23 protein-coding genes and 1 pseudogene are annotated in these 25593 nt (G+C 69.8%); 9 read left to right on the top strand and 15 right to left on the bottom strand.

Annotated elements, in window-relative coordinates:
• Position 1 precedes the first annotated feature (1 nt).
• Positions 2 to 1678, bottom strand: coding sequence for a methyl-accepting chemotaxis protein (locus tag MKK84_RS27510; protein ID WP_243925174.1), 1677 nt, complete (start codon positions 1676 to 1678; stop codon positions 2 to 4).
• Between the two features lie 165 nt (positions 1679 to 1843).
• On the opposite strand from MKK84_RS27510, the gene MKK84_RS27505 reads away from it, so the two are divergent.
• Positions 1844 to 5281, top strand: a complete 3438-nt coding sequence (locus MKK84_RS27505) for an SbcC/MukB-like Walker B domain-containing protein (protein ID WP_243925173.1) — start codon at positions 1844 to 1846, stop codon at positions 5279 to 5281.
• Between the two features lie 337 nt (positions 5282 to 5618).
• Here MKK84_RS27505 and MKK84_RS27500 read toward each other — a convergent pair whose 3' ends face one another.
• The 5 genes from MKK84_RS27500 to MKK84_RS27480 all read right to left on the bottom strand — a co-directional run bounded on the left by MKK84_RS27500 (position 5619) and on the right by MKK84_RS27480 (position 10766).
• Complete coding sequence (locus MKK84_RS27500) at positions 5619 to 6917, bottom strand: flavin monoamine oxidase family protein (RefSeq protein WP_243925171.1); 1299 nt, start codon at positions 6915 to 6917, stop codon at positions 5619 to 5621.
• 47 nt (positions 6918 to 6964) lie between these two features.
• Positions 6965 to 7249 (bottom strand): hypothetical protein, encoded by a 285-nt coding sequence (locus MKK84_RS27495; protein WP_243925166.1) that lies wholly within the window; start codon positions 7247 to 7249, stop codon positions 6965 to 6967.
• A 91-nt stretch (positions 7250 to 7340) separates the two neighbouring features.
• Positions 7341 to 9827 carry an ATP-dependent Clp protease ATP-binding subunit ClpA gene (clpA, locus tag MKK84_RS27490; RefSeq protein ID WP_243925164.1) on the bottom strand — a complete coding sequence of 829 codons (2487 nt, stop codon included), beginning with the start codon at positions 9825 to 9827 and terminating at the stop codon, positions 7341 to 7343.
• Positions 9828 to 9865: 38 nt separating this feature from the next.
• Positions 9866 to 10255, bottom strand: coding sequence for an ATP-dependent Clp protease adapter ClpS (gene clpS / locus MKK84_RS27485; RefSeq protein ID WP_409566552.1), 390 nt, complete (start codon positions 10253 to 10255; stop codon positions 9866 to 9868).
• A 190-nt stretch (positions 10256 to 10445) separates the two neighbouring features.
• Positions 10446 to 10766 (bottom strand): hypothetical protein, encoded by a 321-nt coding sequence (locus MKK84_RS27480; protein ID WP_243925162.1) that lies wholly within the window; start codon positions 10764 to 10766, stop codon positions 10446 to 10448.
• A 356-nt stretch (positions 10767 to 11122) separates the two neighbouring features.
• Between MKK84_RS27480 and MKK84_RS27475 the strand changes: the two genes are divergently transcribed.
• Positions 11123 to 12598: a D-alanyl-D-alanine carboxypeptidase gene (locus MKK84_RS27475; protein WP_243925161.1), complete on the top strand. Its 1476-nt coding sequence runs from the start codon at positions 11123 to 11125 to the stop codon at positions 12596 to 12598.
• Positions 12599 to 12700: 102 nt separating this feature from the next.
• Here the strand turns inward: MKK84_RS27475 and MKK84_RS27470 are convergent, their stop codons facing one another.
• From MKK84_RS27470 to MKK84_RS27460, 3 genes are read right to left on the bottom strand one after another with little or no spacing between them, the layout of a single operon-like run.
• Positions 12701 to 13528: a J domain-containing protein gene (locus MKK84_RS27470; protein WP_243925160.1), complete on the bottom strand. Its 828-nt coding sequence runs from the start codon at positions 13526 to 13528 to the stop codon at positions 12701 to 12703.
• A gap of 2 nt (positions 13529 to 13530) precedes the next feature.
• Positions 13531 to 13782, bottom strand: a complete 252-nt coding sequence (locus MKK84_RS27465; RefSeq protein ID WP_243925159.1) for a hypothetical protein — start codon at positions 13780 to 13782, stop codon at positions 13531 to 13533.
• Positions 13779 to 14915: a S1C family serine protease gene (locus MKK84_RS27460; RefSeq protein ID WP_243925157.1), complete on the bottom strand. Its 1137-nt coding sequence runs from the start codon at positions 14913 to 14915 to the stop codon at positions 13779 to 13781. The genes MKK84_RS27465 and MKK84_RS27460 overlap by 4 nt, the downstream gene beginning before the upstream one ends.
• 414 nt (positions 14916 to 15329) lie before the next feature.
• Between MKK84_RS27460 and MKK84_RS27455 the strand changes: the two genes are divergently transcribed.
• Positions 15330 to 15545 carry a hypothetical protein gene (locus MKK84_RS27455; RefSeq protein ID WP_243925156.1) on the top strand — a complete coding sequence of 72 codons (216 nt, stop codon included), beginning with the start codon at positions 15330 to 15332 and terminating at the stop codon, positions 15543 to 15545.
• Positions 15546 to 15604: 59 nt separating this feature from the next.
• Here MKK84_RS27455 and MKK84_RS27450 read toward each other — a convergent pair whose 3' ends face one another.
• The 3 genes from MKK84_RS27450 to egtB are packed head-to-tail and all read right to left on the bottom strand — an operon-like array spanning position 15605 to position 18912.
• Positions 15605 to 16642: an adenylate/guanylate cyclase domain-containing protein gene (locus MKK84_RS27450; RefSeq protein ID WP_243925154.1), complete on the bottom strand. Its 1038-nt coding sequence runs from the start codon at positions 16640 to 16642 to the stop codon at positions 15605 to 15607.
• A 23-nt stretch (positions 16643 to 16665) separates the two neighbouring features.
• Positions 16666 to 17625 carry an L-histidine N(alpha)-methyltransferase gene (gene egtD / locus MKK84_RS27445; RefSeq protein WP_243925152.1) on the bottom strand — a complete coding sequence of 320 codons (960 nt, stop codon included), beginning with the start codon at positions 17623 to 17625 and terminating at the stop codon, positions 16666 to 16668.
• A gap of 18 nt (positions 17626 to 17643) precedes the next feature.
• Positions 17644 to 18912 (bottom strand): ergothioneine biosynthesis protein EgtB, encoded by a 1269-nt coding sequence (gene egtB, locus MKK84_RS27440; protein WP_243925151.1) that lies wholly within the window; start codon positions 18910 to 18912, stop codon positions 17644 to 17646.
• Between the two features lie 262 nt (positions 18913 to 19174).
• Between egtB and murI the strand changes: the two genes are divergently transcribed.
• A complete protein-coding gene (gene murI / locus MKK84_RS27435) occupies positions 19175 to 20050 on the top strand; it encodes a glutamate racemase (RefSeq protein ID WP_243925149.1) in 876 nt (291 codons plus the stop codon).
• 127 nt (positions 20051 to 20177) lie between these two features.
• Positions 20178 to 20888, top strand: coding sequence for a cache domain-containing protein (locus MKK84_RS27430; protein WP_243925142.1), 711 nt, complete (start codon positions 20178 to 20180; stop codon positions 20886 to 20888).
• Positions 20889 to 20907: 19 nt separating this feature from the next.
• On the opposite strand, the gene MKK84_RS27425 is transcribed toward MKK84_RS27430, so the two are convergent.
• Both MKK84_RS27425 and MKK84_RS27420 read right to left on the bottom strand, forming a co-directional pair.
• On the bottom strand, positions 20908 to 21183 hold the full coding sequence (locus MKK84_RS27425; RefSeq protein ID WP_243925141.1) for a hypothetical protein: 276 nt from the start codon (positions 21181 to 21183) through the stop codon (positions 20908 to 20910).
• 133 nt (positions 21184 to 21316) lie between these two features.
• Positions 21317 to 21541, bottom strand: a complete 225-nt coding sequence (locus tag MKK84_RS27420) for a hypothetical protein (RefSeq protein ID WP_243925139.1) — start codon at positions 21539 to 21541, stop codon at positions 21317 to 21319.
• 545 nt (positions 21542 to 22086) lie between these two features.
• Here MKK84_RS27420 and MKK84_RS27415 point away from each other — a divergent pair.
• From MKK84_RS27415 to MKK84_RS27405, 3 genes and pseudogenes are all read left to right on the top strand, one after another.
• Positions 22087 to 22296 (top strand): hypothetical protein, encoded by a 210-nt coding sequence (locus tag MKK84_RS27415; RefSeq protein ID WP_243925137.1) that lies wholly within the window; start codon positions 22087 to 22089, stop codon positions 22294 to 22296.
• A 147-nt stretch (positions 22297 to 22443) separates the two neighbouring features.
• Positions 22444 to 22593, top strand: a pseudogene (locus tag MKK84_RS27410) (MFS transporter); the annotation flags it as partial.
• 65 nt (positions 22594 to 22658) lie between these two features.
• Positions 22659 to 23735, top strand: coding sequence for a tartrate dehydrogenase (locus MKK84_RS27405; protein WP_243925136.1), 1077 nt, complete (start codon positions 22659 to 22661; stop codon positions 23733 to 23735).
• A gap of 162 nt (positions 23736 to 23897) precedes the next feature.
• On the opposite strand, the gene MKK84_RS27400 is transcribed toward MKK84_RS27405, so the two are convergent.
• Positions 23898 to 24953, bottom strand: a complete 1056-nt coding sequence (locus tag MKK84_RS27400) for a zinc ribbon domain-containing protein (protein WP_243925134.1) — start codon at positions 24951 to 24953, stop codon at positions 23898 to 23900.
• Positions 24954 to 25280: 327 nt separating this feature from the next.
• Here MKK84_RS27400 and MKK84_RS27395 point away from each other — a divergent pair, with 327 nt between their 5' ends.
• Positions 25281 to 25586 (top strand): hypothetical protein, encoded by a 306-nt coding sequence (locus MKK84_RS27395; protein ID WP_243925132.1) that lies wholly within the window; start codon positions 25281 to 25283, stop codon positions 25584 to 25586.
• The last annotated feature ends 7 nt before the right edge of the window (positions 25587 to 25593 follow it).

The following is a 25593-nucleotide window of genomic DNA, read 5'->3' as shown; positions in this document are numbered from 1 at the left end:
ATCAGGCCGCCCGAACGGTCGCAAGAAATTGCTCGACCTCGGACCCGAGCCGGGCGGCCTGCTCGGCCATCTCGGAGGCCGCGCTCAGCACCTGCCCGGCCGCTGCGCCGGTCTCGTCGGCCGCGCCGGCGACCTCCGTGATGTTGGCCGTGACGATGTCGGTCCCGGACGCCGCCTGGGTGACGTTGCGGACGATCTCCTGCGTGGCCGCACCCTGCTGTGCCACCGCGCTGGCGATCGTGGTCGCCGTGGCGTTGATTTCGCGGATCCGGCTGGCGATGCCGTCGATGGCCCGGACGGCGTGATCGGTCGAACCCTGGATCTGGCCGATCTGCCGGCTGATCTCCCCGGTGGCCTTCGCGGTCTGCTCGGCGAGCTGCTTCACCTCGGCGGCGACCACCGCGAACCCCTTGCCGGCATCCCCGGCCCGGGCTGCCTCGATGGTGGCGTTCAAGGCCAGCAGGTTGGTCTGCCCGGCGATCTCCGCGATCAGCGTCACCACCTCCCGGATCGTCCGGGCTCCGGTGCTCAGCTCCTGGACCAAGCCGGTGGTCGTGGCCGCCTTGCGGACAGCGACCTGCGCCAGATCCGCCGAGGCCACCACCTGACGGCCGATCTCATCCACCGAGGATCCGAGTTCCTCGGCCGCCGCCGCCACGGTGTTGACGTTGGCGGCGGCCTCCGCGGCGGCAATGCGCGCATCGCCGGAGCGGTCGGCCGTCCGGGTCGCCGTCGCGGTGAGGGCCTGGGCCGTTGCCTGAAGTTGCGTCGCCGCGGCCGTGACCGTGCGGACGATGCCGCCGATGGCGGTTTCGAACCGCTCCGCGAGGTCGCGCATCGCCTGCCGGCGCTCTCCCTCGGCCTCCGCGCGGCTACGGGCCGCCGCGGCCTCCAGGGCGCGGGTCTGGATCAGGTTCTGCCGGAAGACCTGCACGGCGGCCGACATGGCGCCGATTTCGTCCCGCCGCGCCGCATAGGGCACCGCTGAATCCGCATCGCCCCCGGCGAGGCGGCGCATGGCGTCGGTCATCACGGTGATCGGGCGCGAGACCCCGAGCAGCGCATAGAGCGTCGCCCCCAGCCCGACCACCAGCATGCCGGCCAGGATCGCGACGGTCGTCGTGACCGCGCTGGCTTGGCTCTCCCGGGCGGATCGGCCGGTCTCCTCGACGGTCCGGACATGCCGCTCCACCAGCGCATGCGCGGCCTTCGACGCGTCCTGGTAATGGGCGTTCATGGCGCCCCGGTAATAGGACATCGCCGCCTCGCGCTGGCCAAGGCTCATGCCGCGCAACCGATCCCAATCGTAGGTCTGGGTCTTCAGCTTGGCGATCAGCGTGTCGAAGAGCGCCTGCTCGTCCGGCGCGACGATCCGGGCCTTGTAGGCTTCGACCCGTGCGGCCCGATCCTTCAGCATGTCTTCCACCGCCGCGCGGCCCGCATCGCGGTCGGCCTCCGTGTCCGCCGTGGCGACCCGCACCTGCAGCAGACGCGCCTTGACAGTCAGCGCGCTGATGGTTTCCGCCGCCTCCAAGGATGGCATCGCCCTGTCGAGCAGTTCGGTCAATTGATGATCGACGAATTTCATTCGAGTGATCGTCATTCCGCCTTGTATCGCAGCTGCGATAAGCAGAAACAGGAACAGGCTGCTGAGTTTTGTTTTGATGTTTGTGGGCATGTTCTTGTCAGTTCTCTAGCCTCCGGCAACGATACCGGGGGTGCTGGTCCGAGCAAGCTGGCGGTTCGCGCAGAACTTGAGGCGCCGCGGCCTCTGTCACCGGCTTGCATACGCGGCCGAGTCCGGCCAACTGAACCGATCGTTCTCCGCCCCGGCCCCGACATCGTGTACGTCCTCACCGATATCGCCATCGCGAACTGGTATCTGATCCGCCGTGAGCAGATCCGGCTGCGGGGCGCTGCCGCCCTGGTCGGGCCGACCGGGGCCGGCAAGTCGACGATCTTCGACGCGGTCGGCACGGTGCTGGCCGGCAACAACGCCAGCCGTCTCGCGCTGAACGCCTCCGCGTCCGGCCGCAGCGCCCGCACGGTGCGCGACTATTGCCTGGGCTGGATCAGCGACCCCGCGGAGGGCGGACGGCCGACCCGCGAATCCTGCGAGACCGTGCTGGCGCTGGTGTTCGAGAACCCGGCCTCGGGCCGGATCGTCACGGTCGGGCTGGCGCTCGCGGCCCGGGCAGTCGAGCCGAAGGAGACGGTCCTGTCGCGCTTCATCGCGGTCGGGCACCGGTTCGAGATCGCCGATTACGCCCGCACCGCCCCCGGCGGCACCTACACGGCCCCCTGGAGCGAGATCGCCGGGGATCTGCGGGCCCGGGCGTCGAGCTTCACCGAGTACCGGACCTCCGGCGAGCGCTTCACGGCCGATGTGCTGGCCACCCTGCGCGAGGGCGCGCCGGCGCCGGAGCCGCGGCACTTCCTGCGCAGCTTCGCCAACGCGGTGGCGTTCAAGCCGATCTTCGACACCAGCGCCTTCGTGCGCGCCTTCGTGCTGGAGCCGGAGCCGCTCGACGTGGACCGCGTCCGCCAGTCCGTCGCCAACTGGCGCCGGCTGCTGGAGACCATCGGCGAGCTGGAGAGCCGGCTCGCGCGCCTGCGGCGCCTGCGCGACCGCTACGAGGCCTGGAGTGAGGCGATCCTCGATACGGCGGCGCACGAACTGCGGGCGGCCTCCGCCGAGTTGCGCCGCCGCAGCCTCGACCTCGTCGCGGTCCGGCTGCGCCTGCGCGAGGGGGGCGACGCCCTGCGCATCGCCCGGGAGCGCGTGGCGGCGAGCCGCGGCTTCGTGCGCGACATCGACGGGGAGATCGCCGAGAAGAAGGCGCTCGCCGCCGCCAGCGCGGCCGAGGGACGGCTCGCCGCCTCGACGCTCGGCCTCTCCATGCTGGAGCGTGACCGGAAGGAGCTGGCGGGCCGGATCGCCGACCTCGTCGCGCTCATCAGCCAGATGGGCAAGCTCCAGCCCGTCGCCCCGCTCCTGCGGCAGGGCTGCCCGCAGGCGGCACGCTTGGCCGAATCCTGCGCCCGCGCCGGCCTGCGCCGGGAATCGCCCCCCGAGGAAATCCTGCGCCCCGAGGGCCCCCTGGCGGAACTGATCGACGGGCTGACGCGGCTGCCTGAATTCGACGAGATCCTGGAGCGGGCCGCCGAAGATGCGGCCCTCAAGGCCCGCGCCCAGGAGAGCGAGGCCGAGCGCACCGCGCCCCGCACTGGCGCCGGCCCGGCGGCGCGCCTGTCCTCCGACACGGTGGCGTTCCGCGGCGAGCTGGAGCGGCGCGGTATCGACGCCCTGCCAATCTGTGAACTCGCCGAGATCGTCGATCCGACCTGGGGGCCGGCGCTGGAAGGGCTGCTCGGGCGCGCCCGGGAGGCCCTGGTGGTGGCACCCGACCGGCTCCACGAGGCTTTAGGCGTGCTCCAGGGGGGGCGCGACCGGTTCCACCGCTGCATCTTGGTCAAGACCACCGACACCGCCAAGCAGCGCGCCCGCCGCTACGATGACGGCCCGCTCACGGTGATCGAGACCCGCGATCCGCACGCGGAGGCGTTCCTGGGGGTGCGGCTCGGCGGCTACGATCTCGCCAAAGATGATTCGGAACTCGCCCGCCTCGCCCGGGCCGTGGCGCCGAGCGGGCGGACCACCGCCGGCATGGCGTATTCGGTGACGCGGAGTGTCGATCTGCTCATGACGCGTGGCCATCGCGGGCCCACGGTCGACAGCCGGCGCGTCCACGAGGCCGCGGTCGCGGAGGCGCGACGCCTGCGCGGCGAGGCGGCGGTCTTGCGCGAGGCCGCCCGCACCGCCGCGGCGATCCGGGCGCGCATCGCCCGGGGCCTCGACGATATCGACACGCTGCGCGCCGAGCTCGACGGTCTCGACGGCCGGCGGCGCTCCCTCCAGACCGAGCGCGAGGGCATCGAGAAGCGCGACACCGCCGGGCTCGCCGCCGAGATCGCCGCGCTGACGACGGAGCGCGTCGCCTATCTGCGCGAGCTATCGGAGGAGCTGGAGCCGAAGCTGGACCGCCTGCTGGCCGACGAGGCGGCGCTCCGCGCCCGGCTGGTGACCATGCGCGAGGCCGCGCGCGCGGCGCTGGCGGCCCGGCGCGCGGCTCTGCGCCAGGTCCTGGGCGGCGACGCCGCCCGGGTCCGCCTCGCCCGCTCGGAGGTGTTCGATCTGCGCGTGATCGCCGAGGCCCGGAGCGCACTGGCGGGCCTCGACGCCAAGGCCGCCGGGTCCCGGGCCACCGCCGAGCGCGGGCTCGCCAAGGAGGCCGCCGAGGCGGCCCGCTCGCACGGGCGGGTCGCCGAGCGGGAATTGGCGGAGGCCTGCGCGGCGTGGCGGGTCGAGAACCCGCTCAACCAGGGCGACGCGCCGGCGATCGACGGGTTCGCCTGGGTTCGGCGGGAATACGAGGCGGTCGAAGGCCACGAATTGCGGCGCTACCGGGCCCAGGCCGAGCGGGCCGAGGTCGAGATGCGCCGCCTGATGACCGAGGATCTTCTGACTCGCCTCGCCGACCGGTTCGAGCGGGTCCACGCCCGGCTGGAGGCGCTGAACGAGCGGCTCTCGGCCCGCAGCTTCACGGGCCAGACCTACGCGTTCGAGGCGGCGGTGGACCGCCGCTACGCCGCCGTCCACGCGCTCGCCACCGAGACCGCACGCTCGCCCGAGGCCGCGCAGGCGCTGCTCGACGGCGCCACCGAGGGCCCGATGGCGTCGGCCCTCGCCGAAATCACCGCGCTCATCGCCGGCGAGGAGGATGCGGCGCGGCTGGCGGATTACCGCAACTACTTCGTGTACGAGATCGGCATGCGCGACCGGGCGGGCAACCGCACCACCATGTCGGCCCGGGCGCTGCGCGGCTCGGGCGGCGAGGCGCAGGCGCCGTTCTACGTGGCGATCGCGGCCTCGCTGGCCAGTGCCTATTATCCGGGCGACCGGCCGGGGGACGAGAATCCGGGCTTGGGTCTCTGCCTCCTCGACGAGGCCTTCTCGAAGCTCGACGTGCGCAACAGCCAGGCGCTGGTCGATCTCTACCGGGCCTGGGGCCTACAACTCCTGATCGCCGCGCCCGAGGACAAGCGCACGACGCTCACCGAGGTGATGGACACCATCGTCACCGTGTACAAGAGTCCGGACCTGACCTCCGTCCGGATCGAGGCCGAGCACCCGCTGGAAGCGGCCCGGCGGGCGCTGCACGCGATCAACCCCGATCAGATCGGGATCGAGGGGTTTCGGCAGGCGGACGCGGCTGAGTGAGGTGGGGCGCCTACCCCGCGGGGCTGACGCTCTCTCCTCCCCGTGTGGCTATGGCCTGAACATGTTTGCGGTGTGTCTCCGCTGACAAAGCGCGACCGGCCCCCTCTCCCGTGCGGGAGAGGGTTGGGGTGAGGGACGAGAAGGTTCAGGATCGAGCGCGCCAGCGACGCGCGGTCAGGGTGCGCCTCTTCCGGACAGTTCTCCGCCCTCACCCTGTCCCTCTCCCGCACGGGAGAGGGGACCCGCGCCCGATCCTGAAGCGGAATCGCCGGAGCCGAAATGGAAATCTGGTAGTCCGCAGAGAGGAGAGGGAGAGACCCGGACGCGCTCGCTCCGATCACGCTCCCAGCACCTTGAGCACGTCCCGCGCCGCACGCTCGCCCTCCAGTGTTGCGCCACCGACCGTCATGGCGCCGCCGCCGGCTAGAGCTTCCCCGGCGAGGAACACCCGGCCACCCACCGGTGCGCGCAGGCGCTCGCGCGCCTCCGCGTGGCCCGGTGCCGCGATGGAATAGGACCCGTGGGCGTAGGGATCCGTCCACCACGCGGCGAGCCGTCCCGCCAGTACCGCGCCTCGGGCCTTGCCGCCCAGGATCGCGCCCAGGCGCTCGGTGGCGAACGCCACCGCCGCCGCTTCGCCGGCCCGGCATAGGTCGCGGGCGCCGTCGCCGCCGAGATTGGCCACCGCCAAGGGCCGCCCGAACGGGCCCATCTCGAAATACAGAGTCGGGCCACCGGTCGCGATCGAGACTGCATCCCCGAACGCCGCCGGATCGATCTTGGCCGGGTCGAGGCGAAGTCCGATCTTGGTGTAGGCGCCCATGTGCAGCCCATCGAGCGCCGTCCGGTGAGGCTCGGGCAGGCCGGGCGTGAACCGGAAGGCGCCGCTGTGCAGCACGCCCACTGGCACCGTGACGATGACGGCCGCCGCCGATCGGGTTCCCCGCGCGGTCTCGACGCGAACCTCCGGCCCTGACCAGTCGATCGCCTGAACTGGGCAGCCGAGCATCACCGGCAGGTCGGCGAAGTGGCGCGCGAGGAGGTTGCCGTAGCCGTCGACCCACAGGTCGGTTCCGGACCAGAGCCGGTCGTAATCGACCGCCGAGACCCGCTCGGGATCCTCGCCGAGCGACAGCCGGCTCAGGCCCGCCGCAGCTCGTTCGGTATCGGGACCGCCGGCCCGGGCCGCCTCGGCGAGCGACAGGTCGTCACCCTTCGGTTGCAGCAGCGCGTCGAGACCGGAAAACCCCGCCCGGCGGGCGGCCTGCTCGGGCTCCGTGGCGGGGCGGCCGTCGATCGTGAGGGTGCGCGCCCAGCCGTCCTCGCGGGCGAACCGCGCGCCGGCCGCCCGGGCGATCGGCGCCCAGGGATTGCGCTCGGCCCAGTGGATGTACTCGGCGCCGGCGTCGAACGGGCAGTCGGGACCCAGGGCCGTATCGGTGAAGGCCCGGCCGCCGATGCGGTCCCGCGCCTCCAGGAGCGTGACGCTCTGGCCCGCAACTCGCAAGCGAGACGCCGCCGCCAGACCCGCTGATCCGGCGCCGACCACCACCACGCTGCCGCCGCTCGCCGCCGTGCGAAGCGCCGGGGCCGCGAGCAGCGGAGCGGCGAGAAGCGCGCGTCGGGTCGGTCGCATGGCGGCTCCTCGATCAGACCCCGGAGCCGGCGAACGGAGGGCTGGCTCTAGCCTCGCGCGCCCGGGGTACTGGAGCGCTTCTCCATCATCGCCTTGACCTGCATCAACTGGTCCCAGACCTGACCCGGCGATGTCCCGAAGAAGCTGAATCCCGCGCTGACGCCCAGGTAGAGGCCGACGCAGATCAGCGGCACGAGAAACCAGGCCAGAATCTCTTCACCGCGCTTCCGACGGCGTCGGCGCAGACGCCGCTCCTCCTGCCAGGTCGGCTTCCTGGACGGTGCCGTCTGCGCGACGGGCGAGAGCGGACCCTCGTGCAGGTTGTCGGTCATCGGACGCCTCCTCGCCGCGGCGCTGTCGCGTCGCGGCGGTCATAGACCGGCAATTCCTAGTCTGGAAGGCCGCCGGCCGGCATGCACACCATTAGGCGCGCACGAGTGGCACCTTCGGCACGGTCCGGACGCCGCCGCCCGAGCCGCCACCGCCGCCCTTGTCGTCCTTGGGCGTCTTCTTCCGCGTCGCGGTGCGGGGCTTGGCCCGCTTGTGGCGCTTGGCGGCGTTGGTCACGTCGGCCTCCGGCTTGGGCGTCACGGGACCGGCCGGGAATTCGAAGCCCAGGCTGTCTTTGGCACCGGCCTTGGCCTCCTCGTCCTCCGGCTTGCGCACGATCACCCGGACCGCGCCGCCATCCTTCAGCTTGCCGAACAGCACTTCGTCGGCGAGCGGCGTCTTGATGGTCGACTGGATCAGCCGCGCCATCGGGCGGGCCCCCATGGCGTCGTCATAGCCATGCTCGACCAGCCACGCGCGGGCCTCGTCGGAGAGCTCGATCGTGACGTTGCGGTCGGCGAGCTGCGCCTCGAGCTGAAGCACGAACTTGTCCACCACCTTCGCCACCACTTCCTTCGGCAGGTGGCCGAACGAGATGATCGCGTCGAGACGGTTGCGGAATTCCGGCGCGAACAGCTTGTTGATCGCCTCCACGTCGTCGCCCGTGCGCTTCGTCTGGGTGAAGCCGTAGGCCGACTTCGCGAGGTCCGAGGCGCCCGCGTTGGTGGTCATGATGATGATGACGTTGCGGAAATCGACCTGCTTGCCGTTGTGGTCGGTCAGCTTCCCGTGGTCCATCACCTGCAGCAGGATGTTGAACAGGTCCGGATGCGCCTTCTCGATCTCGTCGAGCAGGAGCACGCAGTGCGGGTGCTGGTCGATTCCGTCGGTGAGCAGGCCGCCCTGGTCGAAGCCGACATAGCCGGGGGGCGCGCCGATCAGGCGGCTCACCGTGTGGCGCTCCATGTATTCCGACATGTCGAAGCGCAGCATCTCGACGCCCAGCGACGAGGCGAGCTGCTTGGCGGCCTCGGTCTTGCCGACGCCGGTCGGACCCGCGAACAGGTACGAGCCGATCGGCTTATCCGGGTCGCGCAGGCCGGCCCGGGCCAGCTTGATCGCCGAAGTCAGGGCCTCGATCGCGTTCGGCTGGCCGTAAACCACGCGCTTCAGGTTTTCGGTGAGATGCTGGAGCACCACCGCGTCGTCCTTGGAGACGGTCTTGGGCGGGATCCGCGCCATCGTGGCGATGGTCGCCTCGATCTCCTTGATGCCGATGACGCGCTTGCGGCGCGCCTCCGGCACCAGCATCTGCGAGGCACCGGTCTCGTCGATCACGTCGATCGCCTTGTCGGGCAGCTTGCGGTCGTTGATGTAGCGGGCCGACAGCTCCACCGCGGCCTTCACGGCCTCGGTCGTGTACTTGAGCTTGTGGAACTCCTCGAAATACGGGCGCAGCCCCTTCACAATTTCGATCGTGTCCGGGATCGACGGCTCGTTGACGTCGATCTTCTGGAAGCGGCGGACCAGGGCGCGGTCCTTCTCGAAGTACTGGCGGTACTCCTTGTAGGTGGTCGAGCCGATGCAGCGCAGGGTGCCGGAGGCCAGAGCGGGCTTGAGCAGGTTCGACGCGTCCATGGCCCCGCCCGAGGTCGCACCGGCACCGATCACCGTGTGGATCTCGTCGATGAACATGATCGCGTTCGGGTGCGCTTCGATCTCCTTCATCACCTGCTTGAGGCGCTCCTCGAAGTCGCCCCGGTAGCGGGTGCCGGCGAGCAGCGTGCCCATGTCGAGGGAGAACACGGTCGCATCGGCCAGGACCTCCGGCACCTCGTGCTGGATGATCTTGCGCGCGAGCCCTTCCGCGATCGCGGTCTTGCCGACGCCGGGGTCGCCCACCAGCAGCGGGTTGTTCTTCTGCCGGCGGCACAGGACCTGGATCGTGCGCTCGACTTCAGTATGGCGGCCGATCAGCGGGTCGATCTTGCCGTCGCGGGCCTTCTTGTTGAGGTTGACGCAGTAGGCGTCCAGCGCGTCGCCCTTCTTCTTGGCGCCGCGGGGATCGCCGTCGTCGCTCGGACGCTCCGCAGCCCCCTCTTCCTCGGCGCCGCGCACCGGCTTCGATTCGGAAGCGCCGGGGCGCTTGGCGATGCCGTGGCTGATGTAGTTGACCGCGTCGTAGCGGGTCATGTCCTGCTCCTGCAGGAAGTAGGCGGCGTGACTCTCGCGCTCGGCGAAGATCGCCACCAGCACGTTCGCCCCGGTCACTTCCTCGCGGCCGGAGGACTGGACGTGGATCACCGCGCGCTGGATCACCCGCTGAAACCCGGCCGTGGGCTTGGCGTCCTGCCGGCCGTCGCCGGTGAGGTTGGACAGTTCCGTGTCGACGTAGTCGATCAGGCTCCGCTTGAGCGTGTCGACCTCGACGTTGCAGGCGCGCATGACCGCGGCCGCGTCCTGATCGTCCACGAGGGCGAGCAGGAGGTGCTCCAGCGTCGCGTATTCGTGCCGGCGCTCTCCCGCGAGCGCCAGGGCGCGGTGGAGAGCTTGTTCTAGGCTGCGTGAGAAGCTTGGCAAAGCTGGCCTCTGTCCTTCGTGCCTACCGCGAACGGCGCCTACTTTTTTTCCATAACGCACTGGAGAGGATGTTGGTGTTTGCGTGCGAAGTCCATGACCTGCGTCACCTTGGTCTCCGCCACCTCGTAGGTGAACACCCCGCACTCGCCGACCCCGTTCTGATGCACGTGCATCATGATCTGGTAGGCGTCCTCGTGGCTCTTGTTGAAGAAGCGTTCGACCACCAGCACGACGAATTCCATCGGCGTGTAGTCGTCGTTCAGGAGCAGGACCCGGTAGAGGCTCGGTCGCTTCGTCCGGGTCTTGGTGCGGGTGATGATCGCGGTGTTGGACCGGTCGTCGCCGCCCGGCGCGCGCGAGCCGGAGGCCGTGACCGGCCGCGCAATCCCCATCGAACGTGCGGTGCCCTGTAGGGGGACCTGAGTCATGTGCGTCGAACCGATCCCTCGATCGGAGCGGGCGTCGCCGACTGCGAAGGCCGATCCCGTCCTGGCCCTGCCGGGAGCAACGCGCGGCTCCTCTGTCACTAATCTACAGACGGTGAGCCGACTTCGCCAGACGCCTGCGCGCACTTGTCCGTCCCGCTGAGCTTGCGACTGCCGCACGGCCGCCGATCCGCTAATGCGCCCGGGTGGGGTGGGGTGCGGGCGACCGCATCAGATCGGCGGTGAGCACCCCGTTCTGGTCTGCCGTCACGGCCGAACGCGCGGTCGGGTGTAACCTGGCCCGCTCGAGAGACGCGGACTGGACCGCTGGCATCTTGGCCGGATCGCGGGTTGCGGCGCGGGTCCGGGCCGTTGCCGCACGATCGTCGAGGCCCTGCTTGATGGAAGTGGCCCACGCGATCCCGAGGGTCCGTCCGGTGATGCCGAGCCGCCGCCCCGGCGCGCCGACGCTGGCCGGATCCGGAAAAGACAGGTGGCGCGCGCGCGTCAGCATGGCCGAACTCCCGGCCGCCGGCGGCTCGTCGGGGCCGGGTGGCTGTATCGGATCTGACACCGACTGTGTGCGCCGCGTCCGGCAGCGTCAAGCGGCGACAATTCGGGTGTAGCGCGGACTCGGCGGGGCGCACTTCGCCCTCCCCGTTCTGCGGCTGGGGGCGTGTCGCGGGTTCGCTGCCCGGCCCGCAACCATCAGCAGAAACGCAACAACCCGATACGCGCGGCGATCGCATTAACGGGCCTGTAACTGCACTTGCCTAACTCTGCGGTGATGCAGCGGGGCCACGCGACCGGCGCCGCTCCGCTCTAGGGACACGACCGGCGCGTGCCGGTCTCGCGAGGCAATCAGGCGTGATGCGTAGCGTAGTAGGCCGCTCTCGGACGATTCCCGCGCTGCCGGCCGCGATCCTGGCCGCCGCGGTTCTGTCCACCCTCGCCGCCCCGGCCGAAGCCCGGCGTGGACGGCACCACCACCACGCCCGCGCGGCCGGTGGCGGCTACAACCCGCCCTACGCCGCCATGGTAGTGGACGTGAAGAGCGGCAAGACCCTCCACGCGGTCAACGAGGATGCGCTGCGCCATCCCGCCTCGATCACCAAGGTGATGACCCTCTACCTGCTGTTCGAGCAGATGGAGCGCGGCAAGTTCGCCCTCGATTCCGATCTGACCATCTCGGCCCATGCCGCCGCCCAGGCCCCCTCGAAGCTCGGCCTGCGGCCCGGCCAGACCATCGCGGTCGAGGACGCCATCAAGGCGATCGTGACCAAGTCGGCCAACGACGTGGCCTGCGCCATCGGCGAGAACATCGCGGGCTCCGAGGAGCGTTTCGCCCAGATGATGACCGCCAAGGCCCATGCTCTCGGCATGAGCCGGACGCACTACGCCAACGCCTCGGGCCTGCCCGATCCCGATCAGCTCACCACGGCCCGGGATCTCACCGTGCTGGCCCGGGCGATCCAGGACCGCTTCCCGCACTATTACCGCTACTTCCAGACCCGGTCCTTCGTGTTCCGGGGTCGGGTCATCGGCAACCACAACCACCTGCTGGGCAACGTCCAGGGTGTGGACGGGATCAAGACCGGCTACACCCGGGATTCCGGCTTCAACTTGATGACGGCGGCGAGATCCGAGGGCCGTCAGATCGTGGCGATCGTGCTGGGCGGCAAGTCCGGCGCGGGCCGCGACCGGATCATGGCCGACCTCGTCCGCTCCAGCCTGCCGCGCGCCTATGCCGGTGCCCGGATCTCGGCGCCCACCACCGAGGTCGCCGAGCGCGCCCGCCCGGCGGTCGTCGCCGACGGCGTGTCGCGGACCCGCACGCAGGTCGCCTCCGCGGACGACGAGGATGTCGAGACCACCGGCACCACCGGCGAGCCCCTCGATCTCGCGCCGAAGGGCACCACCACCACGCCCGGCGGCACGTGGAAGGTTGGACCGCAGGGCATCCCGAAGACCGCCCAGGCTTATGCCGGCGCGAGCAGCGCCCAGGCGCCCTTCCCCGGTGCCAGCAAGACGGTGGCGCGCGTGGCCTCGGTCGAGCGCGACGAGCCGCCGAAGGCGGTGTCCGGCGCCCGCGTCGTGCCGACCGCCTGGGTGATCCAGCTCGGCGCCATGGACGACGAGACCAAGGCCCGCTCGATGCTCTCGGAGGCCCGCGCCAAGGTCGGCGGCAGCCTGTCGAAGGCGGCCCCCTACACGGTCAAGGTCGAGCACGGCGGCACCACCCTGTTCCGCGCCCGCTTCTCGGGCTTCGCCGAGCAAGATTCCGCGCAGGACGCCTGCTCGGCCCTGAAGCGCAGCGGCTTCAGCTGCTTCGCGACCCGGAGCTGATCGACGAGGACCGGCCGGCGCGTCCAGCGCCGGCAGGATGTGCCGCGACGCTGTTCGCCCGCGGCCGAGACCCATCCATTTTCTGACAACGCGCGTGGAGTATCAGCGATGTCGGTTCAAAAGCCTGTCCCGGGCGGCGTTGACGCGCGCCGCACCCTCGGCGCTTCCCCCCTGGTCGGGGTGGGCGCGCTTCATCAGCGACCGGTGGGCCGTCCGGATCTGCTCAGCGGTCGCCCCGCGCTGAAGCCCCAGGATCTGGTACGCCTCCTCCTGCGTCAGCGCCCCTGGGTTCGGCGGGCGGCGCGACCCCGGGTCGCCATCACGCTCAGCGTCTACACGCCAACCGGGCGCCCGGCGGTCGAGATACGGCTCTAGCAAGGCGACGCCCATCGGGTCGCGAACCCGGCAGAGCCGCAGCAAATTGACGACCGCGTCGGTCGGCATGGCGTCGAGCCACACCCCCGCCTGAGGCCCACCGGTCACGCGGCCGGTGCGCAGGCTGCCGTCGGGGCGCAGATGCGCCTCGATCAGCGTCGTGCGGAAGCGACGATCCTGGGACTCGTAGGGATCGCGCGGCGCTTCGGGATCGCGCGGCGCCGGGGCCGTGTCGGAATAAAGGGGATTCTGAGGATCACGGGGATTGTTCGCGGCCCCCGACCGGATCAAGCGGCGCAGCCGCGCCGTCATCGAGTCCTGTCCCTCGATCATCCAGACGCCGCTCAGGCCGAGCAGCGCCGCCAGGACGAGGTTTCCGTGCAGGAGCAGAAAGCCGCCCGCCAGCAGCGACACCGCGCCGAGCGTCCGCGTTCCGCCCATCACGGCACCGAGCCCCTGGCCGAGGGCGCGTCTCAGCCGCCGGCCGAGGCCGTCTTTGTTCTTCGACAGCCACCAGAGCGTCAGGCATGCGAGCAGGCCGGCAAACAGCGCCATGGTCAGCGCCGCACGCCGTACGTGGCCGAGGCATGGCCGCCGATCCGCACGGTCGTGCCGTCGCCCAGATCGTAGACTCCCTCCCGGCGGGTCGGTGCGGGCCGGGTGCCGGCCGCGCAGCCGGGCTGCGGCGGCAGCCGCACGCCCTCGGGCAGGTCTTCCGGGCATAGGCGCGAGCGCGCCGGTTGCTCGGCGGCGCGCGCGGCTCCGGCGGCGCCGAGGGCGAAGAGGATCGGGAGCAGCAGGGCCTTCACTGGCGATTCTCCGCCACATCCGTCGTGGTGATCCGGACCTGCCGGATCCGGCCGTCGCGCTCGACCTTCAGGGTGACGGCCGCGCCGAGCCCCGCCTCCTCGATCGCCGCGGTGAGGTCGGCCAGCCGATGGACCGTATTGCCGTTGGCTTCCACGATCACGTCTCCGAGATCGCCGGTCTGCGAATTGACGCCGCGCAGGCCGGCCTGGGCGGCGGGCGAGCCGGGCAGGACCCGCACGATCACCACCCCGTCGATGCCGAGCCGCGCGGTTGCGGCCTCTTGGGCGGCGATGATGCCGATGCCGGGATTGCGCACCCGGCCGACCTTGATCAGCTCCGGAACGATCCGGTTCACCACGTCCACGGGGATCGCGAAGCCGATGCCGGCGCTCGCCCCGGAGGGTGACACGATCGCGGTGTTGACGCCGATCAGCCGGCCCGCGGAATCGAGCAGCGGCCCGCCGGAATTGCCGGGGTTGATCGCCGCATCGGTCTGGATCACGCCCGACACCTCCCGCCCCTCGCTGGTCGGCATCCGCCGCCGGACGGCGCTGATGACGCCGGTGGTCAGGGTGTGGTCGAGGCCGAACGGGTTGCCGATCGCGAAGGTCGATTGCCCGACCTTGAGGTCCGCCGAGGCGCCGATCGCCAGCGGCGGCGGCATGTGCGTCACCCGGCCCAGCCGCAGGACCGCGAGATCGTAGCTTGGCGCGAGCCCGACCAGGCTCGCCGACGCCACGGTGCCGTCGCTCAGCCGGACCGAGACGGAGCCCCCGCTCTGCGCCGCGTTCTGGACGACGTGGGTGTTGGTGACGATGTGGCCGGCCCCGTCCCAGACGAAGCCGGTGCCGGTCTGGGTGCCGCCGCCCTGCTGCTCGCCGCCCTCGTCGTCGAGGTCGAGCAGGTCGCGGTTCTGCGCCGCGCCTTGCGCGAAGACGTGGACCACCGACGGGCTTGCCTGCTCGAACAGCCGGATCGTGGCCTGCTCGGACTGCGCGAGATCGCCGCGGGCGGTCACGGCCCGGGGCGTGTCCGCGGAATAGAGCAATGGCTGCAGGTAGGGCTGGGCCACGTACAGCGCCAGCAGGACCAGAACCGCGGCGAGCACGAAGCGCACGGTACGATCCGGCACGGATGTCTCCGAGAGAGAACCGGAGGTCGGCTCCGGCAGGCGCGGGTCTTAAGTGCGCGTTCAGGATCGAAGCGTCAACACAGGTGCGTACCGCCGCCTGTGAGCCTCAGACGTGTTCTGGCACACACGGGCAGGCGGAACAGACTGGCTAACGAAATGGTCATCATTCGAGGACCACAATTCTCGCAAGTTCTCGGCAACGTGTACGCGCTTAATACGGACTGGGAAAACGCGACCGCTGCGTCCATCGTGCTTACGCGGAGGACGCTGGTTTCGAAAACCGCCCGAATTGATCGCAAAGCCGCCGCAGAGATGCTTGCTTTGACGCTCAGACCCTCGATCCCCGCGTCGAGCTGGCTCAGGCCGGCGGTGGGTATCTGAACGGTCGCACACGGTTCGGAAGGACGAGTACCGATGGAAACCGAAGCTCTGGAACGGCCCGCCGATCTGACGATCTGGCGTACGGTCCCGGCGAGCGCCCCGCTGGCGCAGCCCGAGCGGTTCAACACCCTGCGCGAGGCGATCAAGGCCGCCGCCGGCGCCCTGGGCGACCCGGCCAAGCAGCCCTGGATCATCACCGAGGAGGGCGAGATCCTGTCCCCCAACTGGATCCGCACCTACCTGAACTGACGGCTCCGCGCCGCTGACAGCGGGGATACCGGGGACAGGCACGTGCGCCCTCCCCGGCCTCACCTGGCCCTGACGACCTCGGATGGGCGGCGCCTGCTCGCCGCGACCGTCAGGGGTGCCTCCCGCCCGCGCAGGGTGTGGTCGCCGAGATCCTCCGCGACAAGGTTGCCGGGCAGCGGCCCGATCCGGTCGAGGAGATCGGCCGAGACCAGCACGTGGACTCCCAGCGTCTTGGACAGGGCCTCCAGCCGCGCGGTCGTGTTCACCACGTCTCCGAAATACGCGATCTTGTGTCGCTCCAGTCCGATCTCGGCGGTGACCACCGGGCCGCAATGCAAGGCCGCGCGGAATTCCGGCACCTGCCCGAAGCGGTTGCGCCATGCTTCGGCCTCGGCGGCGAGGCGTGCTTCGAAATCGAACACGCAACGCAAGCAGGCGGCATCGCGGACACCGCGCTCCATCGTCCACGTCACCAGCGCCAGATCGCCGATATAATCGTCGATCGAGCCGCGGGCCCGGGAGACCGGTAGCGCCAGGGCGTTGAACACCTGTCCGAGATAGGCCTGCGCCTCCCGGTCGCCGTGCTGGTCGGCGAACTGGGTCGAGCCGGTCACGTCGAGGAACAGGAAGATTCGCTCCTCGTTGATCGGCCGGTGGTAGCGCCCGATCAGCAGGTTGGCGAACACCCCCGGACCGATCAGGTCGCGGACCCTAAACACGAACACCACGACGGCCGAGATGGCGAGCGCGTAGAGCAGCCCGGTATCAGTCATCAGCATCGCGTTCCGCTCGCTGTACATGAAGCGGAACAGGCGGTTGAGCACGGTGCTGGCGAGCGCGTTCCCGGCCACGATCAGTGCGACGTAGAGCGCCACGGTGGCGAGCAGGAACAGCGGCGTGGCAAGCCCCCGGATCCGCTCCCGCAGGACCGGAAACAGGAGCCGCCGCTCGTACAGCATGATCGGCGTGCCGATGATCGCGCCGCGGATCGCCGCGCCGGCCAGGGGGCCGACGTCGAAGATCGCCCCATAGAGCAGGCCCGCCAGCGCACCGAGTGCGGGGGCGACGAGGATGAACCCGGGTGGCCCGAACCTCATCGGCCCGGCCGTGGCCCCGATTCTCAATCCAGCCGCAGGGCGTGGACCGAGAACAGGCCGTCCGCGTCCGTCCAAACCTGGATCCACCGCCAGCCGGCGCGCTCGGCCAGGGCCCGGAAGGTCTCGACCGTGTACTTGTAGCTGCTCTCCGTGTGGATCGTCTCGCCGGCCGCGAACGCGAAGGTGTCCGAGCCTATCGCCACGTCCTGGGCGTCGCGGGCGACGAGGTGCATTTCGATCCGCGAAGCCTGCGGGTTGAACACGGCCCGATGGGTGAAGGTGTCGAGGTCGAAGCCGCCCCCGAGCTCGCGGTTGATGCGTGTCAGGAGGTTGAGATTGAACGCCGCGGTGACGCCTTCGGCATCGTCGTAGGCGCTTTCAAGGGTGCCTGCGTCCTTCACGAGATCGACACCCACGATCATGTGAGCCCCTGATCCCAGGATCCGCCCGAACCGGGCGAGCAGCGCTTCGGCCTCCTCGGGCTCGAAGTTGCCGATCGTCGAGCCGGGGAAGAAGCCGGCCCGCGGCAGGCCCGCGAGGCTCTCGGGCAGGTCGAAATCCCGGGTGAAGTCGGCCACCACCGGCTCGACGCGCAGGTGCGGGAAATCGGCGCTCAAGGTCTCTGCCTGCGCGCGTAAAAACTCGCCGGAGACATCGACCGGCACGTAGGCCGCCAGCTTGTCGAGGTGCCGCAGCAGGCGGCGCAGCTTCACCGTCGAGCCGCTGCCGAACTCGACCAAGGCGGCGCCCGCCGGCAGCAGCGCGGCGATCTCCGGCCCGCGCCCGTCCAGGATCCCGATCTCGGTGCGGGTCGGGTAGTATTCCGGCAGCCGGGTGATCTTCTCGAACAGGTCGGATCCGGCCGCGTCGTAGAAGTACTTTGGCGAGAGCGCTTTCTGCGGGCGGGACAGACCTTCGCGCACGTCATCGAGGAAGGCCGGTGCGACCGGTGTCGGATCGGAAAACGTCGGGTTGATGGTCACGGGTCGCTCCGGGGCGCGTCAGGCGGCATCGGCGAGGCGCAGTCCGGTGAACTGCCAGCGCTGATGCGGATAGAAGAAGTTGCGGTACGGCAGCCTTGCATGACCGTCCGATGTGGCAACCGAAGAGCCGCGCAGCACGAACTGGTTATTCATGAACTTGCCGTTGTACTCGCCCAGGGCACCCGGCAACGGCCGGTAGCCCGGATAGGCGACGTAGGCGCTGCGGGTCCATTGCCAGACGAGGCCGAACGCGTCCGGCAGGCCGCCGTCCCGGGCCGCGACCTCCCACTCGAACTCGGTCGGCAGGAAGCGGCCGGCCCAGCGGGCGTAGGCGTCGGCCTCGTAGTAGCTGATGTGGGTGACCGGCGCGTCGAGATCCACCGGGCGCTCGCCGGCGAGCGTCATGGTCGCCCAGCCGTCACTGGTCCGGCGCCAATAGCCCGGCGCCTCCCAGCCCTCGGTCGGACCGGCATACCAGCCGTCTGACAGCCACAGCTCGGGCTTGGCGTAGCCGCTGTCCTCCATGAAGGCGAGCCACTGGCGGTTGGTCACCAATGCCCGGTCGATCCGACCGGCCTGAATCAGCGTCTCGTGGCGGGGCGATTCGTTGTCGAAGGAGAAGCCCGGTCCCTCGTGCCCGATCCAGCCGATGCCCCGGTCGAGCCGGGTCTGGCCCGGGTGCGCCGCAGCCTTCGGGAAGCGCCAGTTCGGGTCGTAGGCCGGATTCAGTGGGTTCTGCGCGAAGGCGTGCAGGATGTCGGTGAGCAGGAGCTCCTGATGCTGCTGCTCGTGGTAGAGCCCGATCTCCAGGATCGGCAGGATCGCCTCCAGTGCGCGCTCGGAGGTTTGGCCCAGGAGTGACTCGACCGCTTGATCGATATGGGCCCGGTAGGCCGTGACCTCCGCCATGGTCGGGCGGGTGATCATGCCCCGCTGGATGCGCGGCTGCCGGGGGCCGGCCGCCACATAGTACGAGTTGAACAGGTAGTGCAGCCGCTCGTCGTAGATGGTGTAGCCCGGCAGGTGCTCACGCAGCAGGAACTGCTCGAAGAACCACGTCACATGGGCCCGGTGCCACTTGGTCGGGCTAGCATCCGCCATGGACTGGACCTGCTGGTCCTCGGCGGAGAGCGGCGCCGCGCGGCACTCGGTCTCGCTCCGGACCTGTCGGAAGGCGGCGATCCAGGCGGCCCGGTCGATCGGACGAGCCGAGATGGGCGGCGGCGGGAAAGCCGGCGCTCCGGGCGCGTGTGTGTCGTCCGTGCGCAGTGCGGCCGTCGCTGCCATGAGGAGCGTTCCCTTTTTCTCGCCGCCCCGAGAACCGTTTCCTCGGTCCTGGGTTGGCGCGCAGAAGATATGTCTTGGCCGAGGTCAGACAACCTCCGCAGGCGGAGTCCGGCTGGCATGTGTCGTTCGACGGCGGTTCGCCGACGCCGCGGCGCGGTTAACACCGCGCGTTGGGGATCACGGGTCTTTCTCTCGCCGCAGTGACACCGCCTTAACCAGCGAGGCCGATTCTCGGGATCCTTGCGAGGAGTCCGGACGTCACATGCGGATCGATCTGATGGCCGGCGCCAGCCTCTCTGCCGCGGCTCTGCGCGGCGCCGCCGAGCCGACCATCCTGGTGTTCGATTCCGGGCTCGGTGGCCTCACCGTGCTCGATGCCGTGCGGCGCGCCCGGCCGGACGCCCGCTACGTCTATGTCGGCGACGATGCCGCCTTCCCGTACGGCCGCCTCACCGAGGCGGCCCTCGTCGCCCGGGTGCTGACCGTGATGGAGCGGCTGGTCGCGACCCACCGGCCCGATCTCGTGGTGATCGCCTGCAACACAGCCTCCACCGTGGTGCTGCCCGCCCTGCGGCAGCGCTTCACGACCCCGTTCGTCGGCGTCGTGCCGCCGATCAAGCCGGCCGCTGCGGCCACGCGCTCGCGCCTCGTCTCCCTGCTGGCGACCCCCGGGACGGTGGCCCGCTCCTACACGCGCGACCTGATCGCCACCTATGCCGAGGCCTGTACGGTCACGCTGGTCGGCGCGCAGAACCTCGCCAGCTATGCCGAGGCCGAACTCGCCGGTTTTCCCGTCGACGATGCCGTTCTCGCGGCCGAGATCGCGCCCTGCTTCGTCACCGAGGCGGACGGGCGGCGCACCGACGTGGTCTGCCTCGCCTGCACGCACTATCCCCTGCTGCTGCCGCGCCTCGAAGCCCTGGCGCCCTGGCCGGTGACCTGGATCGATCCGGCGCCGGCCATCGCCCGGCGCGTCGTGCAGCTGATCGGCTCCGCGCCGCGGGCGGCGGAGGGGTACGGTGCCGCACACGGGGCGTTCACGGCCGGGACCTGCCTGACCGATCCCCTGCGCACCGCGCTGGCGGCCCACGGGATCGGCGAGGTCGCGGTCGAGGCGATCCCGCTGCCGCTGCAATAGGCCGGCCTCGAATTCAGCTGGACCGACGATCGCATGAAAACTGTCTTCGCCGCTTGCCAAGCCAGCGAATGCAGTCTCTGATGGCGGCGATTCGCAGGAATATGCTGCTTTCGAGGGGCGCGTCGTGATGCTGAAAGCTGTAACGCTTGCGGCCGGGCTGCTGCTCGGGCTGGCATCGACGGGCTCCGCCTGGGCATGCGGCGACGGCGAGGCGCCCACCGCCTGCGACGATCCGAGCCCGAACGGATTCGCGTCCTGGATGCTCCATCGGGTCGATCGGGCGCTCGCTGCCGACAGGGCGCAGGCCTTGCAGGACTTCACCGACGGGGCCCGGGGCTTCCGCACCGCCGACACCTACGTGTTTTGCGTCGGACCGGACGGCGTCATGTCGGCTCACCCGAACCCGATCCTGAAGGGTCACGATGTCCACGACCTGCATGACAGGACGGGCAACCACTTCATCCGGACCATGATGGAGACCGCCAGGCCCGGACAGATCGCGGTGATCCGCTACCTGTTCCCGAAGCCGGGCAGCACCGTCGAAGAGCCCAAGACGACGTATTACACCAAGGCCGGTGATCAGACCTGCGCGGTCGGCGTGTACGACGCCGACGTCGCGGCTCCCCAGGCGACGGCGGACAGCCGGGTCGCCGAACTCCGCCAGCGGCTCGACGGGGTGATCCCGACGACTGCCCGAGCCGACTGGACCGCGTTCCTCGAAGCGCTCAACGCGCAGCGGGCCGAGAAGACCACGGCGATCGCCCAGGCGCGGCGCGATCTGGTCGCCGCCGCAACCGCCCTCGATAAGGCCGGCGGCCCCCGGGCGCCGGGCGAATAGGATCCGCAGTGCGGTCGATCTACGGCTGCGGGCTGAGGATTGCAGCCGGGGTGGCCCCGGCCGGATCCTCGGAGGCGTCGGCGGGAACAACCAGATGGACGAACAGCATGCCGGCGGCGACGATCAGCGCGAGCGCCAGGATGCGCCAGGGCTCCAGGATCGGGCCCTGCGTCTCGGAGACGGTTCCGATCGCAGCTGTATCGCGGATGGCTCCAAAACCGTGTCGTGACGCGTTCCCGTGCACCGAACCAACGTCACCTTCGGCGGAGAGCGCTCTCATCGTGTCGCTCGGCATCGCGTCCTCGTTTCGGCCTCTGAAGACCGGATGGGACACCCGGAGCATGAACGCTTCGTAAATTCTCCGGGACCCGATCGTCCGCCTCACGCGCGACAGCAGAAGGGCCGCATCCCGCCGTGTCCGGACAGGTTCAGCGGAAAAACCGGCCGCCGTTCATGATCTCGACCCGGTATCGCTCCGGGCTGAGGACGTGTCCCAGGGGGTCGACGATCTGCACCGCCTCATAACCGGCGGCGATCCAGGTTCTGGCGAGCACAACCGCACTCGCGGCCCGGACCCTGGTCTGGCGGATATGACCCGTCTGCCCCCGGGCGGTGATGACGTACTGCGATATCGGGGTACCCGCACTTGCCATGGATCAGGAATTCCATGACCGCCGTTAATGTGCGCTATCTTACGTTTAAATAACGTCGGATTTCCGCGTTCGAAAGCAAGGATCGAACACAACAGATCTCGGCCGGATCAGCCCGCGAAAGCATCTATGCAGGTGGCAGACCTCACGTGAATGAGGCGCGCGTGAAGCCCTCGCGCGCACAACGGCTGCAATTTTAGTCGCGCCGGTGCCGTCTTCCGATCCGTCGAACTGGAGACCGGTTTGGTGCATGAGAGCGTCTTCCCCGGATCGGACATCACGCGCCGGTCCGTCGAGGCCAACGGCCCATCTTGGGTGGGCCACAGAGCGAGCCCCGGAATCGACGATCAGCCCTGCGCCCCGCCCGGCGTCATCGGCTTGGGCTTTGCAGCCGAGCCTCGCATCTGATCCGGGATTTGCGTGCCAGCGTGGGACATCGTGCCGATATCCACAGATGGTCGACGAAAACAGTGTTGTCACTGCCGACGAGAGGCGAACGTCTGTGCTTTAATATCGATGAGGCAAGCTCCTCGGCGGCGGTACGCGGGATGTTCGAGAACCTGTTCTGGGGCGCGACGCTGGTCGCCCTGATCGCCGTCGCGGCACTGGTGGCCATCGGCGCCGCCCACGCGCCGCGGGCTGTCGGGCGGTTCGCGCACGCGGCTCAGCCAGATCCGCGCCGCTCGTTCGGGCGCAAGAGGGGCTGGCGCCGCTTCCCCTGGCCGGCGCGGCATCGGGGATCCCTGCGGGTGCGGTAGGCCGGCGCTCGGTCCGCAGCCCATGACGCGCTACAGGTGCTTGAGCCCGCAGCGTTCCAGCAGCAGCTCGTTCAGGGCCCGGATGCGATGCTGGCGCATGGCCTCGAGGGCCGCGTCGGCCGTATTGATGCGGATGGTCTGTGCGATCCGGCGATGTTCCTGTCCGGCCCGGCCACGGCGGCCGGCATCAAAGCGATCGGCAATCTCGGCGTCGTCGTCGGACCGTGGATGATCCGCTGGATCAAGGACCGGACCGGTAGCTTCGCGGGCGGCCTGATGGTCGTGGCCGGCCTGCTCCGTTCTCCGCGAGCCTGACCTTCGCGGTCGCCCTGCACGGAATCCTTTTGACTCGGAGACCCACCATGAAGACCTACACCATCGCGGCCATTCCGGCGGACGGCATCGGCGTTGAAGTCATCGCCGCCGGCATCGAGGTGCTCGATGTGCTGGCCGAGAAGACCGGCACCTTCCGGTTCCAGTTCGACCATTTCGACTGGGGCTCGGATTACTACAAGGCGCACGGCGTCATGATGCCGGCGGACGGCCGCGACCAGATCCGCAACCACGACGCGATCTTCTTCGGGGCGGTCGGCGCGCCGGACGTGCCCGACCACATCACCCTCTGGGGCCTGCGGCTCGCGATCTGCCAGCCGTTCGATCAGTACGCCAACGTCCGCCCGACCCGCATCCTGCCGGGCATCACCAGCCCGCTGCGCCACGTCTCGGGGCCGGAACTCGATTGGGTGATCGTGCGCGAGAACTCGGAGGGCGAGTATGCCGGCGTCGGTGGCCGGGTCCACCAGGGCCACGCCAACGAGGTCGCCACCGATGTCTCGATGATGACCCGCTCCGGGGTCGACCGCATCATCCGCTACGCGTTCCGGTTGGCTCAAACCCGCCCGCGCAAGTTACTGACCGTGGTGACCAAGTCGAACGCCCAGCGCCACGCCATGGTGATGTGGGACGAGATCGCCGCCGAGGTGGCACAAGACTTCCCCGACGTCACCTGGGACAAGATGCTGGTCGACGCCATGACGATGCGCATGGTGGTGAAGCCGCAGACCCTCGACACGATCGTGGCGACGAACCTGCACGCCGACATCCTCTCGGACCTCGCGGCGGCGCTGGCGGGCTCGCTTGGCATCGCGCCGACCGCGAACATCAACCCCGAGCGCACCTTCCCGTCGATGTTCGAGCCGATCCACGGCTCGGCCTTTGACATCACCGGCAAGGGGATCGCCAACCCGGTCGCGACCTTCTGGACGGCGTGCCAGATGCTGGAGCATCTCGGCGAGGCGCCCGCCGCCGATCGGCTGATGCGCGCGGTCGAGCGGGTGACCGCGGATCCGAACCTGCACACGCCGGATCTTGGCGGCACGGCCACAACCCGGCAAGTCACCGATGCCGTGATCGCGGCGATCCGGGGCGACAACGCCTGAGACGGGCCGCCGGGGGTGAAGCCTTCCGCTCTCCGGCTCCACCGGCTCGACAGAGCAGCCCAGCGCTCGAGCCGCTGTTTTGGGGCGCGCGCTCTCCGCCGAACCGGCGTCCACTCCGGCGGAGTGCGCTCATAAGCGCGCGGATCTAAGCCGGAAGCCGACTTACGGAACGGTGCCGGGAAGGCCCGGGCTTCGGGTTCCGCAGGCCCGACAGAAGCGCTCGAAGGTGCTCTTGCGCTGTGCGCAGGCCGGGCAATCCGCGAAGAGGCCGAGGCCGCAATGGGGGCAGAAGTTCGTGCTCGCTTCGTCCAGGGCGATCGGCCGTTCGCAGCCGGGACATGCCTTCCTGGCCAGCCGCGCAAGGGCCTGATCGGTAGCGATCTCGGTGCGCCGTTCCGCGTCCGGACGGTCTTCCACCGCGGCCAGTCGCGCGCGGTAGGCGTGGAGCGCATTGATCGTTGCGCGGCCCGCGACCAGCGTCGCGATCACGCCGACGCCGTAATGCACGTAGCCGCCGTAGCTCGGCGTATACGGCACGAGTTCGACGAAGAAGGCGAAGGCCGCCGCTATGGCGAAGCCCCAGACGAACGGCCAATTGCGGGTCTGCCGCCGCTTGAGCAGGAGCCATCCGGCCAGGGCCAGCAGCGGCAGCGTCAGAGCGAGCCTGTAGGCGAAGACGCGCAACTCCTGGCCGTGCTCGGCCGCATCGAGCCGCGTCTGCGCAGCTGATCGCAGGGTGTCGTCCCGCTGCACTTGCTCCGCTTCGCGTGCGGACAGGTCGAGCCCTGTCCGCGTCAGAGCTGCGAGCCGTTCTTCGATGGCGCGCTCGGCGGCCTTGAGCGCGTCGAGCTGCTCCGTGCGGGCGATCAGGCCGGGGTCCTGATCGACCCGCTGCGTGGCGTCTCGGGTCTTCAGCCAGTTGGCGAAAGTCTCGCGCGCGCCCTCGGAGGCCGATCGGGCCGCGTCCAGGGCGAGTTGATCCTGCTCGACCTGCCGACGGCTTTCATCCTGTTCGCGGCGGATCTGCTTCAGAGCCTCGGTCGAATTCCGGGTCTGGTCGGCGTCGAGGAACTGTTCGAGCGTGTAACGGTGCTCGACCTGAGGAAGATCTCCCACGACCAGTGAGCCAAGCCCGATCAGGAACCAAGCGAAGACCAGGGCAACGATCCAATGCGCCAGCGTCAACCAGCGCTCGGAGAGCCTTGAACCGGAACGCACGCGAGACAACTCCACCAAAGTTTGCGGTTGGCCTTTAGAGCATCATGTAGCCGGTCGGAACCGGCACGATGCTCTAGGTCAATGGTGTTGCATCATCTTCCACTGAAGGTCGCTGGCCGCTGTTTCGAAGGCTCTCGCATCGTGCGGCCGAACGGACTGCGTTTCGGCAGGGCCGCTTTTCAGCCCAGGCGGACGTACACAAGCGCGTCGGCGCCAATCCGTCCGCGTGCGGCGGGCGCGAACTCCGCGGTCCGCATCCGAAAACCCCGGTTACGAAAGCCTCGCCTGCGCGTTGTCAGCATGGTCCGACCCTGCCTGGAGCGCCCGATGCTCGCCCGATCCGCCCTACTCTTCGTCGTCCTCACGTCGAGCGCGCAGGCTGCCGCCTTCGATGACCTGAAAGGCTACCTCGCCTCCTGCCTCCGGTTCGAGATGAGCGGCGCTCCGGCGGCGCGGGCGGCGCCCCTGTCGTCGCGGATTCGCGAGGCGCTCGGCCGATGCTCCGACGACGTCGCGCGCCTCGAACGGGCGGATGGCCGCCGCCTGCGCGGCGATGGCGGGCTCAGCCCATCCACCAAGGACGTGATCCAGAGCGTCGTGGGCCGGAGCGGGTTCACCACCGTCCGGTATTGAGCCCTCC

This window comes from Methylobacterium sp. E-065 (assembly GCF_022829605.1).
Taxonomy (GTDB): Bacteria; Pseudomonadota; Alphaproteobacteria; order Rhizobiales; family Beijerinckiaceae; genus Methylobacterium.
This window is presented reverse-complemented; position numbering and strand designations above follow the sequence as displayed.